11 protein-coding genes are annotated in these 12,280 nt (G+C 38.8%); 2 read left to right on the forward strand and 9 right to left on the reverse strand.

Annotated elements, in window-relative coordinates; translation table 11 throughout:
- Window positions 1-51 precede the first annotated feature (51 nt).
- Window positions 52-627: a TetR/AcrR family transcriptional regulator gene (locus IGJ34_RS14580; protein ID WP_069654936.1), complete on the reverse strand. Its 576-nt coding sequence runs from the start codon at window positions 625-627 to the stop codon at window positions 52-54.
- A 433-nt stretch (window positions 628-1,060) separates the two neighbouring features.
- On the opposite strand from IGJ34_RS14580, the gene IGJ34_RS14585 reads away from it, so the two are divergent.
- Both IGJ34_RS14585 and IGJ34_RS14590 read left to right on the forward strand, forming a co-directional pair.
- On the forward strand, window positions 1,061-1,423 hold the full coding sequence (locus IGJ34_RS14585; RefSeq protein ID WP_430597748.1) for a hypothetical protein: 363 nt from the start codon (window positions 1,061-1,063) through the stop codon (window positions 1,421-1,423).
- 190 nt (window positions 1,424-1,613) lie between these two features.
- Complete coding sequence (locus tag IGJ34_RS14590; protein ID WP_430597749.1) at window positions 1,614-2,891, forward strand: ISL3 family transposase; 1,278 nt, start codon at window positions 1,614-1,616, stop codon at window positions 2,889-2,891.
- Between the two features lie 141 nt (window positions 2,892-3,032).
- Here IGJ34_RS14590 and lepB read toward each other — a convergent pair whose 3' ends face one another.
- The 8 genes from lepB to IGJ34_RS14630 all read right to left on the reverse strand — a co-directional run bounded on the left by lepB (window position 3,033) and on the right by IGJ34_RS14630 (window position 12,105).
- Window positions 3,033-3,683, reverse strand: coding sequence for a signal peptidase I (gene lepB / locus IGJ34_RS14595; protein WP_111248931.1), 651 nt, complete (start codon window positions 3,681-3,683; stop codon window positions 3,033-3,035).
- 15 nt (window positions 3,684-3,698) lie between these two features.
- Complete coding sequence (locus IGJ34_RS14600) at window positions 3,699-4,367, reverse strand: hypothetical protein (RefSeq protein WP_111248932.1); 669 nt, start codon at window positions 4,365-4,367, stop codon at window positions 3,699-3,701.
- Between the two features lie 22 nt (window positions 4,368-4,389).
- Window positions 4,390-5,538: a DUF916 and DUF3324 domain-containing protein gene (locus IGJ34_RS14605; protein ID WP_111248933.1), complete on the reverse strand. Its 1,149-nt coding sequence runs from the start codon at window positions 5,536-5,538 to the stop codon at window positions 4,390-4,392.
- Between the two features lie 88 nt (window positions 5,539-5,626).
- Complete coding sequence (locus IGJ34_RS14610) at window positions 5,627-6,448, reverse strand: WxL domain-containing protein (protein WP_430597750.1); 822 nt, start codon at window positions 6,446-6,448, stop codon at window positions 5,627-5,629.
- A gap of 32 nt (window positions 6,449-6,480) precedes the next feature.
- Window positions 6,481-7,290, reverse strand: coding sequence for a WxL domain-containing protein (locus IGJ34_RS14615; RefSeq protein ID WP_069640336.1), 810 nt, complete (start codon window positions 7,288-7,290; stop codon window positions 6,481-6,483).
- Window positions 7,287-7,610 (reverse strand): LPXTG cell wall anchor domain-containing protein, encoded by a 324-nt coding sequence (locus tag IGJ34_RS14620; protein WP_206837875.1) that lies wholly within the window; start codon window positions 7,608-7,610, stop codon window positions 7,287-7,289. Before IGJ34_RS14620 ends, IGJ34_RS14615 begins: the two co-directional genes overlap by 4 nt.
- Window positions 7,611-7,624: 14 nt before the next feature.
- A complete protein-coding gene (locus tag IGJ34_RS14625; RefSeq protein ID WP_430597751.1) occupies window positions 7,625-11,293 on the reverse strand; it encodes a pectate lyase-like adhesive domain-containing protein in 3,669 nt (1,222 codons plus the stop codon).
- 140 nt (window positions 11,294-11,433) lie between these two features.
- Window positions 11,434-12,105, reverse strand: a complete 672-nt coding sequence (locus IGJ34_RS14630) for a helix-turn-helix domain-containing protein (protein ID WP_069654723.1) — start codon at window positions 12,103-12,105, stop codon at window positions 11,434-11,436.
- Window positions 12,106-12,280 lie beyond the last annotated feature (175 nt).

The raw sequence follows: 12,280 nt of genomic DNA on the forward strand, positions 1-12,280 counted from the left end.
TTGTGATAGCCTTTCCATTCCGTCTTCTTTTTAGACACTATGGACAATTTGTCACAACAGTTCATTTTCCTGGGCATAGAGACGATAAGAGAAAAATTCAGTATCTTTAGCCAAACGGAATAACTGTGTCGCGATTTCTAGTGGTGATTCTTTGTAACTACCGAGAATCCAATCAATCAAGACACCGCTACAGCCATATGAAAAGAATCGGGCATAAAATACTTTGTCCTCTGGCAGCAATTGGTTTTCTTTATCCATTTGATCAAATAAATTAATGAACAGTTTATTCGTTATCGCTGAAAAGCATGTTCTTAAGATATCTGAATCAGAACTGACCGTATTATAGTAAAAATCACTTTTGGCTTGAATCGCTTTTAGCATTTTCAAAGCTTGCTCTTCCCAATTGTCAATAGACACATCTGGTGAATCTAGATAAATCAATGCATCGTGTGTGTAAATCCAGCGCAAAAGATCTTGTTTGTCGGTAAAATGATAATAAAACGTTTGACGATTTAAGCCAACTTCTTTGGTGATATCTTGAACGCTGATTTTATTGAATAACTTTCTATCGCATAATTCAATCAATGCCGATGAAATAGCTTTTTTGGTTATTTGTGATTCACTCATGTTTTTTTCCTCACTTTTTTTAGATAGCTTCATCATACCAAAAAATGAAAGGAAAATATAAGGTTTTGAGGGATTTTTATGGATTGTTAATGGTTGGTCCTCGTAGAAAATGGCTTTTAATGGATGGTATTTCGTTTTTTCTAAGAGAGCTGTTCAGAAATGGTTCCTACTCATACAGAGTTTTTAATCAATATACTTTCTATACTGGCTGTGGGGATATGTGTACAATGACCCATTTCAAAAGGATTGAAAGCAAACGGTCCAACAGTTCCTGCCATACACAAGCTTTTTAACCCATCTATTCGTTTCTGTACCAATTTGAAGGAAACTACTATACAATCAGTTCAGTTATATATTTATTCTGATAAAGTGGCTGCTAATGAAGAAATGGGACCAAATCTCACTATGTTTTATTAAAATTAAGGAGAAAACTATGACTGAACATGACTTTAAAAATGCTACTAAAATAGATACCACTGATTTAGTTAGAAATACAATGAAACCTGACCCTTCGCAAAATGGCAGTCCAATCCCCTTTCAAAGTGGTTATTCCGAATATGAAGCAAGAAAAGGGACTCAAAGTAGTTGTGAGATTATGGCTTTTTACTTCTTAGGTATTTTCTTTTCTATAATAGCTTATTACAGCTTGATTAATTTATCTATTTTAAACGGAGAATGGCAGAATGACGGAATTAAGGTTGCCATAGTTATTTTTTCAACAATAGCTGTCAGTTTTATTGTATCGAAAATTTTGATCATATTCGTTAAAAAACTAAAAAAGAAATTTTTACCATAATCGATCCTTTTAAGAAAAAATAGCCGGTTGAAAATTTTCTCAATTTTCGGCTCTATAATATATTGTGTTGGTGGAAATCAAAAAAGATTTTCTACCAGCACTTTTTTGAGCATTTAAATACAAAAAAGGAACAACTAACTGATAAAATGAAATCGACAAAAACCACAAATCATCAGAAAGGTTGTTCCCTATGGATAAGAATACCAGATTATTGCTCGGACTTACAGACAAAAACCTCCGGTTTGAAGAAAATTGGTTGGAACAAAGACCAGTAAAAGGAGTGCAAGCTCAAGTGATTAAAGCCAAGCTGACCTATTCACCTACTCATTGCGAGAAATGTGGGCGCCTCAATCATGGACAAATCATCAAAAATGGCAGTCATACAACAACAGCTCAATTGCCTGTTTTTAATGAGCGCTTCACTCTATTAGAACTAAAACGGACACGTTTTCTTTGTCATGAATGTGGTGCTACTTTCCACGCTCATACAGAGCTGATTGAAGAACATCATCACTTATCTAAACAGCTTCAATACCAAATTATGCTTGACTTGAAAAAGAATGTTTCAAGAAAAATGATTGCTCAAAAACACTTTGTTTCAGACATAACAGTCCTTAGAATGATGGAGAGACTATCAAAAAATTATCGAACAAACTGGAACTTCCTCCCTAAAATTCTATGTATCGATGAATTTAAATCCATGAAATCTTGCCAAGGAAGTATGAGCTTTATTTGTGTGGATGGAGAACGGAATCAGTTGTTAGAAGTGCTGGAAGATAGACGACTATACAAATTGACCGCTCATTTCATGCGCTTTACACGTGAAGCTCGGCTACATGTAGCGTATCTCGTAACCGATATGAACGCTAGTTACCATCAACTTCTTCGAACGGTTTTTCCGAATGCTCAATTAGTGACGGATCGCTTTCATATCGTCCAACAAATGAATCGTACGTTGAACCAACTGCGAATTCAAACGATGAACCGTTTGAAAAGTTCTGAACCAAAACAATACCGTCGTTTAAAACGCTATTGGAAGCTACTATTGAAAGATTCCGATAAATTAGATATAAACTGTCGAGCTTATCAGCCCTTATTTAAACGGCCATTAAGTCAACAAGATATTGTCGATGAACTGTTGCACTATGATGATGTCCTACGAACAGGCTATGATACGGTTCAATATTTAAAATATGCTTTTTCTCATCGAGAACATACGCTCTTTTTTGAGTATCTTCAACAGCTAGATAATCAGCTACCACACTGGTTCAAAAAGAAATTACTCTTCTTTAACAAATATAAAGAAGGCATTAAGAATTCGTTTCGCTTCCCTTATTCTAATGGTATTACTGAAGGCTTAAACAATAAACTTAAGGTAATCAAACGGATAGCCTATGGCTATCGAAACTTTTATCATTTTCGTTCACGTATTTATATTATTCAAGGTCTTATTTTTTCACAACAATAAAAAAGCCTGATAAGAATGTTCTATCCTTACCAGACTTTGATTTCTATTCAGTTTTTTGTTCACCAACACAATTTGACGTAGAACCCAATTTTCAACCGGCTATTTTTGTTAACGGAGCTTATTTGCTGACCTCACTATAGTTTAAAATGCTTTGATTTCATTGAACGGAAACAACTGTGTGGTCACTTTACCAAGGAAACGCTTTTCCGCAACCAATCCGTAATGTCGGCTATCCGTCGCATAGGGGCGGTTATCCCCCAATACGAAATAATACCCCTCTGGAATCACAATCGGTTGTTGCTCAAGATCTTCCGTATAATCACGTCCATTTTTTTGGCTCTCATTGATTTCGTCTACCAAAAATTTTTCGTCCACTGGTTGCTCATTCACAAACAACGTATCCTGAGTATATCGGATTGTCTCTCCTGGTAATCCGATGATTCGTCGAATCTGCGGGTCTCCGTCGCCGACAGTGTATGCGACTAAGTCAAATCGGCGAAACGTTGTTTTTTTTTGAATTAATACCTTGTCTCCTTCACGCAATGTCGGAACCATACTATAGCCGCGAACTGTTAGGATGCTGATGAAGAAGACACTTACCCCTATAGCTATTACGCTAACTAAAGTCACTGCTAGAAAGAATTCTTTTATCTGCCACCCGCGTCTGCGCCGCTTTTTCTTAGAGACTCGCTTGTCTCTTGAAGGACTACGTCTTTTCCCACTAGATGGTATATGGGTGTTACGACTAACTTTGGTCGTGTTCTTTCTTTTAGGTATCGGACGTTGTTTCATCGTTTCTCACTCCATTTATTTCTCTTGTGAGAAGGCAGACTCATCCACATTATAATAAGCGAATGCTGCTTTTTCATACGTCTCTACCTTTTTGATGTCTTCTAAAAAATCGTTGACAACAGCGGCATTGCCATAAAAATTTTTGGTTTGAGTACTGGCATTCATCCCTAATTGTTTGACGGCATTATAATAGCGATTCAATGTCAACTGCCCTTCTTGTGAATTAGACGTACTTGCCGTTTTCGATCCGTAACTTGCCATTGCGGTAGCAAGATACCGAATATTTTTTTGCATTTTTTCTTCGTCATCGCCCTTTTCTTTAGCAATCGTGATCTGTTCTTCAAAATCACGCAAGAGATAATACCCTTTAACGACAGAATCCGAATCATCTGTTGTCAAATTCATTGATTGATAGTAGGAAAGATAGCCAGATGCTCCACCAAATAGAACCGTTACTACCAATAGAACAAGACAATATCTAAGGCTTCGTTTCCTCTTATTTATCAACTTTTGACGTTTGCGCGCTATAAAACGTCGTTTTTTCTTATTTTTTATTCGTCTGACTGGTAGCCGGCGAATCTGCTGCGATGTTCGTAAGATCTGTACCAAAAAATAGGCGGATCCTAGGAGTGCAACGATCGTTAGTGCGATACCTGTAACGAAAATCCAATCTACGATAGACACTCTCTTCAGCTCCTATACTCCATTAATTCTTTGGCTTCTTTCGTTTGTTGCTTGTCGGTTCAGTTACTTGTTTTTTCTTTTTTTTACGTGCTTTTTTGGCTATGTCCTCTTTGGTTTGTTTCTTTTTTCGAAGAAAACGTAGAAGAATAAAGAGCAGAATGATCAATATTAGAAAGGCTGCAACGATTAGTAGAATCAATTTCCAGTCTAATCCTTTTTCTTGAACCAGACCTACATCGCGTTCATTAAATTTGTTGGCATCCTCATCTGTAATCTTAAACTCTTTTTTCCATGTCCATTTTTTTTTCCCTGAAGTAACTAGGATATCCGCTTCATAATCGCCTGGAACCATGCGCTCTCCATTCATACTGACTGGAAAATCAATAAATGAGTTTGGTGCCATCCGCATCGCTGTTTGTTTGCGTTCGTATAATACCGTTTCCTTTCCTTTTTCTGTAATTTGTACTTCAACAGTCATATTATTTAAATACGTGGCCATCACATTAGAAAAATTGACGAAAATTGCATTACGATAATTGCTTTGCCCAGCTTTGACGTTGTTTAGAGTCAAATCAGGATCTATCTTGGTCTCAGTTTCTTGTAGAACCATCCCAATAACATAGGCATATTGATTGATGATTTTCGAGCCCCCACCGCCTGTTGCGGCATTTGTTTGGCCAGCACGCATCAACTGAACACCCCCAGCTATAACGCCATCATAGCCGGTTTCTGGCATAGCCACCGTCAATTCTAAGTTTTTGGTTTCTCCTGGCGCTAGATCGACAGATTCTGGTGCTTTTACTAGATCTGTAAAGTCAAATTTTAGAGACGGATCATTTTTGATTGTAGATTCCCCATATTCAATGACCCCATTTTGATTGGTTTTTGCTCCATTGACTTTCACATCAATGGTCACTTTTTCATCACTGGGATTGCTTAAGGCAATTGCTAATTTTTGGTGCTGTCCTGGCGTCATTTTTAATTGATAATAGCCTAATTCTTTATCTACTTGATTGTCAGGAAAAGTGATACTGTAAGTAAAACCTGTAGCACCTGCTGGATTCTCAGCAGCGGAATAACTAGGAACTGCTTTTAAAAAAAAGAGCCCAATAACCACGATGCTCAAGAAGATACTCACCCATTGTTTTATAGATCCTATATGTGATTTCATAACTAACCTCATTTATTCTAAAGTATTTTTTCTATGTACGCAGAGGAACAAGTTACACTTGTTCCTCTACAAAAATCGAAGAGCCTGCTTATGCTTCTGGCGTTTCTTCTGGTGTTTCTTCTTCAGCTGGTGCAGCAGTAATTTTCCAAGTGACTGTTGCAGTATAATTTGTTGCTGCCATGTTTGAAGCTGTAGCTGCTGGGACAGTTAATTTCACTGAATTCGCATCAGTACCTGCGACACCCACAGTTGAATTTTCACTTTGACCAAATTCCATTGCATAACGACCTTTACCTTCTTTTTTATCTTTGCTTGCCGTTACGATTGTTTTTGCATCGTTCGCTGTTTCCGTTAGTTGAAAAGCAGTTTGTGCGCTTGATGGTACTGTATTTGTATTGTCGCCTTGTGCCGCAAGTAATCCGTTACTGAAATCAATTGTTGACCCTGTCAATACGTTTGTTCCTGTACTATCTTTGAATTGGCTTGATAATTGAGCGGTCACTGTATAACCGTATGTTCCTCCCGCACGAACATCTGCCCATTGTACGTATGCGCCACGCTTTTTCGCACCACTTTCAAAGCTCATTGGTTTCGCAAAACTTGTTACAGTATTCGCTGATGTTTTAATTGTTCCAAAGTCTAAATTTGTTGTTTTTTCAATCACTAGGGAACCAGTATCTGGGTTTGTATTTTCTCCTGGAGAGTCTGGATCTGGAGTTGGTAATGTTTGATCAGGATTTTCTGGATCGACCGTTCCTTGGTCACCACCACCGGCTGTTCCTTCTTCTACAGTTACATTTCCTGTTGAACTTAATTCTGTTGGTGCCGCCAAAGCAGGGGATGCTGTTCCTACCACCGCTACTCCTAAGATTGCTGCTAATGTTGTTGTACAAAGACTTCTTGCTTTCATATTGTTTTTCCTCCTAAAATGTGTGTAATCTATTAAGGCAACTTGGCTAATATCCAAGTTAACTCCGTTTGATATTCGACCGGATAAATAACCGTCGACTCTGGTACAGTTAAAGTGATTGCTGAATTATGATAGACCGGTTTGTTGTAAGTACGGTCTATTACTGGTTTACCTGAAGCATCCACTACAGGGCTCAAGGTATGTGGTTGATTATTCGTATTGGTATCTGACGCTCCAAATGCGATGGTCCAAACCCCTTTTCCGCTGCCAGCTCGCGCTGTCGCTACTTCATAGGCTGAACCGATAGAATTCAACGCAATCGTTTCACGCGTCACCGTTGGTGCTTCGCTAGTGCCGCTAGAATTCGCCCATCCTTTGTCTAAGGAAAGAACGGCTCCTTTGAGTTCTTGTTCCTTTTTATTTTGAATAATCTGATTGGTAAACTGTGTTTCTTGTTTAACTTGTAGTGTCCAACCAGAGGAATCCGCTTGTTGATCCGTAATTTGGATATAACTACCTCTAGGTCCAGTTTCTCCAAAAAACTGTTGTGCTAATGCATTGTACTTACGCGTACCTTTACTGATTTTGCTTTCGCCAAAATCCAGAGATGATGCATAGTCGATACGTAGTGGTCCTTCTGTGGACGGACCTGGTCCTGGATCAATAGGTACTCCTGGATTTTCAGGGTCGATTGGATTCGTCACTACGCTCCCTTCAACTGAAACAGTTCCAGATTGATTTAACGATGCAGGTGTTGCGTTAGCAGTCAAATTGAACGTACTGCTGAAAAGCACGATAATTAGTACCATACTGAGTAAAAAAGTTTGTTTTGTTACGCTCATTCCCGCTCCTCCTTCCTACGCTTCCGTAAAAGGAGTAAGAGAAGGAATAAAAGGATCATACCGCCTAAAATCAAACTGTACGTTCGAATTTGTTCCCCAGTACTAGGAAAGTTCCCAATGGGTTTAGTCGGCTTCGCTGTGCTTGATTCCACTGGAGCAGAGCTGCTGGGTTCAGTCACTTCTTCATAAAAAGAAATCTTACCTGTCGTACTGACTTGACCGCCAGTCCCCTCTTTAGCTTGGACAATGGGTCCAGAAACTATTGTACCCACCCATAGAAGCAGAGAACAGCCGAACAAGATAATGCGTGAATAGTTCATTTCCCTCTCTCCTTTTATGGTTGTCCTGCCATCACTTTCCATGTAATGACGCCGACATAATCTCCCGTATATACCGTATCAGAGGAATTGATTTGGAGTTTTATCCCGTCTGTATCAGATGTTTTACCCCAACCATCGCTGATGGCATAACTACCCGCTGTACCTTTAGTATTAGTGTAAATCACCTGTGCATCCTGAGATAATATTGTTTCTTTGCCTTGATTCATATAGCGCAAGGCATTAACCAATTCTTGTCCTTCACTGTTGCGCATTGGTGTAGATAAAGATGCGGTCATACGCCAACCATTTTTAGCATCTGCTCGTGTATCCGTTACGACTAATTGCTCGTCGAAAGATGGATCTTCCACGCGTTTAGTCCTTGCATCGTATGTCAAGGTTCCAAAATCAAGGGCATTGGGCACGGATGTCAGACTTAAGACTCCTTGCAGCTTGTACTGTACAGTAACTGCCGTATTATCGATTGTGATTGCGTTCTCGTTAGCTGGACGTTCCGCGATGTCATACCCTGCAGCGGTGACATTTTCTACTTGAGTTTGAACGGCATCATTTGTCGTTAAGTCTACGGTATTGCCTACTATTGTATTGATAGTTACTGTGTAACCTGAAAGCACTTGATTCGCTTCATTCACAAATTCAACACGTAATACAGCATCCATGTCAACAACCGTCACATTGATTGTTATTGAGATATCTGTTGCTAATCCTGAATCTGCTGCTTTTATCGTCAATGTTACTGGATATGCTTTAGGTCGAAGATTTTCAGTCTCATTCAATCCGCCAAAATCAGTTACTTTTATCAAAGAACTGATATCCGTTTTCTGCCCATCAACAATTTTATACGCCGTTGATTGACTCTGCTCAAGGATATAGCTTTTTAATTGATCATCGGATAAGTCACGAATGTCCTTATACGGTGCATTAAAATCAGAACCGTCTATCACTTTATTCACTGTAAGTTTTGATACGATGGTCGTCTTATTGCCTGCTTCATCGAATAAATCCACTTTCACTGTATGTTCGCCAATTTGACTCATAAAGCCCTCGACCGTTGATTGTGGCGTTTCAGCATTAAATGCATACGTGAAGTTTTGTGGCGTTGGATTGGAATCAGTCGGATTTTTTACGAATTTATCTGCAGTTGGTGTTGGGCCGTTCAACGCAACCTGATAGTTGACAGATTCTCCTTCGGGCGGTGTTTTATCTGCGACCGTTTGAAGTGCATAGCTGTCTTTACCATCTAACCAAGCGTATGCTTTGATTTTTTGGCCTGCTTTTAACGTTACACTACTTGGTAAATCAAATGTAAATTTCCCATTATTATCGGCGATCGTATTAAATTTACGGGTATCTCCTTCTATAGGAGAGGTAACAGTAGGTGTTGTCAATAGTACATCTGTACTTGGATCACTTTCATCCGTTACAAGATAAAAGAGCATCAGTGCATTATTATTGACCGTTCCCGTTAGTTTTTGTCCACTTTCCAGTGTCTTATTGTCGCTTGGTTGGTCAAATCCTACAAGAACATCTGGAATATAGTCGTATACAATTCTAGAAAAGTTCTCTGTCCGATAATTATCTACAAAGCTTTTCTGAATAGCGTTAGTAATACTATTTCCTACTACACTTGTTGTAGTAGTACCATTGTACTTGATTGACATACCATACATTGGTGTCCAATGGAAAGTTGGCGTTGCTTGGCTAGCATCTGCTTTACTCCAAGCAGAAACCTCTTGGATATCCGCAGTAAATGTACCTGGATTTGTCATATTAATCAGATTTACGTTAGTATTGCCACGTGAGTCCAAATCAATTTTTTGTGCGTTTGAAAACTGAAATGTCGTGTTACTACCAAAATCCAACATATTCCTTACGCCTGTACCCTCTTTTATCACAGACTCAAATGTTCCTTTATCACCAATGATAAAGGATGACCCACTTCCACCATAAATCATTGAACTGGTAGAGGCCCCTTCATTAGTAGAGATGAATTTCGTCACACCTTGGTCTTTTACTTGGAATTTCGATCCCGTTGAAAGATCCAAAAGACGACCAGTTCCTCCGTTTTTGTTCAAGACGAGACTTCCTTTTTGGGCGACATCAAATTTGGCATTTTGCCCCATCGAAATAACCGGTGCTCCAGTGGTCATTTGATTGGCATTGATGACCATCTCTGCGTTATCTCCTACATTGATTGCTGAATTTTGTTGAAGCATGAATCCTGCACGAGAATTGGTGTTACTGATTGGTCCATTGATCGTTACATTGAAATTACTACTGTCTTCAAGATTGATACTCGTCGTCCATTGCGATGTTGCTGCCTGATAACCCAAACGAACTGGTACACGTGTCGTTCCATCAGCCGTTTCAACATTTAGATTAGCATTTTTCCCAACGTCGATTTTTCCATTTCTTTGTACACTGATGACGGACGGAATACTTCCTCCATTTGTTTGCCAAGAGTTGGTTTCCCCTGTATTGCCTAATGTACGAATTGTGGCGGTGGCATTCTCTTCAAGTGTTAATGACGGTTGAATAGTAGCGACCGTATCCCAGTCAGAATACCAACTACCTAAGATCACACCGTCTCCGTTTTCTGCTTCAATAGTCGTATCTGTATTAGAGGCAAACACTAGGGTGTGTGACTCCAAACCAGATTGGTTTGTATCAGCCATATTTCGGACTGTCCCATTATAGGATGTATACTGAGTAGCTTTCGATTTAATCACATTTTTCCCTTCAAAGCGCAGAACAGCTTGGAAAGAAGCGGTCAATTGTGATCCAGTATAATTTACATTGCGGTACGTAATACTTGAACCATAGGCATTTCGATCCCACATTGTCACTGGTCCATAGTAGTGTCCGCCATATAGGTCAACGTTATCGACCACTGCTTTGTGCACGATGGATGTATTCGTGCCCCATCTATAGGAATAGCCTATGAAATCGAGCGAATAGCCATTCCCTAGTAATACATAATTGGGCCGATTGTCTGAAAGATTGCGGTCTGCTCTACCAGTCGCCGTATTTGTCATAGAACTTTGCACATCAACGATTGTTACCGTATTGCTCATTAGAGCAGCATCTAATTGACTCCAATTACTTACCTTTGCGACATTTCCAATGTATACGATGACGTCACTACTCAACGCACTACCTGTTCCTGACTGAGTCGCCGGTACTGTTAGCGTTAAATGAAATTCTTGCAAATTATTCGATGAAACGGTCTCTAGTCCCTTTAAGTCAGATACTTGGATACTGTCTGTGACATCCACTACAGATCCCCCGGATAACCCATATGCTTTGGCACCTGTCTCTTTGAGAATCATTTGTTTAATTGCGGCAATGTCACCATTGTAACCTTGAATATCTGTCATCGTTTTTGCAATATTTTTAGCAACAATTCCCGTACCATTCGCAGTAAGTTCATAGGCTTCAATATTTTCCATTCTTGGTTGAATTGGTTCTTTCATACTCTGTTCGGAATCTATCGTTGTATCGTTTTCCTTAGACATACTTGTTTCAGATGATTTTATAGCTGCAGACATTTCTGTAGTTGACTGAGTCATTTCATCTGCTTTAATCAGTGGCGCACCTAGATATAGATACACACATAATGATGTAATCAAACCCACTAGAAAAAAAATAGTTTTTTTTCTTTTCATTTTATTCCTCCTCTCTTATGTACGACATGGTTTCTTCTAAAAAAATAGTATCACCCCCCTTACATAAAAAAACATGTCTCCTGAAATACTCTCTATTTAATCAAATTCCCGGAACACATAGACGTTCAATATCTGTTTTATCAAGAGTTATTCAGGCGAAACATATATCCTTTTGATCGGATTGTCGCAATAGAACAGGTATCGTTCTTTCCTATTTTATTCCGTATATGGCATATAATATTAGCTATACGTGAAATGTTAAATTCCTTTCCCGGCCACAACGATTTTGCTATGGTGCTGTATAATACAGTAGTATTTGGTTTTTCATAGAGTAATGACAACACCTTGTACTCGTTTCGAGTCAACTCTTTCTCTACTTCATTTACAACTAAGGACTGATTTAGTTCATTCAGTTGAATTACTTGTGGTGCCTCTTCCTCTTTTTCTGACTTCTCCTTGTACTTGTGTCCTAATCGGACAAACGTATTCTCAACGCTCATTGATAGATACGTAAAGGTTTCTGGCATAGCTATCACATCTGTCGCACCTATACTCATCATAATTTTTTTCTCTGTTTCAAGTGGTACTTCGGAGAACACCCAAATGAAAACCGTTGGATTGATTCGACAAGCAACTATCCAGTCAATAACTTGACTTAATTGCTCTGTCGTTTCCATTGGAATCACTACGCCATCTAAGTAAGCGAGCTGTTCTTTGTCTTTCACTTCAATAAGATCATAGAGGTTATTCTTACACTCATGTGTCCATTTATCAGTTAAATTTGTTTGGCCTACAATGCCTAAATGAAGCATGTCTTCCTCTTCCTTTCTATATGTCATCTTTTTAATTATTTGTTGGTAAACAAACAAGTCCTTTTAATTCCAATTTCAACTAAATTATAGTTATATAGAAGAGACGTTTGAAAAAGATTTCCTCGTTTTTTTTATACTACGTAAATAACCATTAAGCCCTCCAGATATACTACTT

The sequence above is a fragment of the Enterococcus sp. AZ177 genome, assembly GCF_050544585.1.
In the GTDB taxonomy this organism is placed as follows: Bacteria; Bacillota; Bacilli; order Lactobacillales; family Enterococcaceae; genus Enterococcus_L; species Enterococcus_L plantarum.

Coding starts and splice junctions, on each gene's coding strand:
- lepB (WP_111248931.1), bottom strand. CDS start 3,683: ATGAAACAACGTCCGATACCTAAAAGAAAGAACACGACCAAAGTTAGT.
- IGJ34_RS14590 (WP_430597749.1), top strand. CDS start 1,614: ATGGATAAGAATACCAGATTATTGCTCGGACTTACAGACAAAAACCTC.
- IGJ34_RS14630 (WP_069654723.1), bottom strand. CDS start 12,105: ATGCTTCATTTAGGCATTGTAGGCCAAACAAATTTAACTGATAAATGG.
- IGJ34_RS14605 (WP_111248933.1), bottom strand. CDS start 5,538: ATGAAATCACATATAGGATCTATAAAACAATGGGTGAGTATCTTCTTG.
- IGJ34_RS14615 (WP_069640336.1), bottom strand. CDS start 7,290: ATGAGCGTAACAAAACAAACTTTTTTACTCAGTATGGTACTAATTATC.
- IGJ34_RS14585 (WP_430597748.1), top strand. CDS start 1,061: ATGACTGAACATGACTTTAAAAATGCTACTAAAATAGATACCACTGAT.
- IGJ34_RS14580 (WP_069654936.1), bottom strand. CDS start 627: ATGAGTGAATCACAAATAACCAAAAAAGCTATTTCATCGGCATTGATT.
- IGJ34_RS14625 (WP_430597751.1), bottom strand. CDS start 11,293: ATGAAAAGAAAAAAAACTATTTTTTTTCTAGTGGGTTTGATTACATCA.
- IGJ34_RS14620 (WP_206837875.1), bottom strand. CDS start 7,610: ATGAACTATTCACGCATTATCTTGTTCGGCTGTTCTCTGCTTCTATGG.
- IGJ34_RS14610 (WP_430597750.1), bottom strand. CDS start 6,448: ATGAAAGCAAGAAGTCTTTGTACAACAACATTAGCAGCAATCTTAGGA.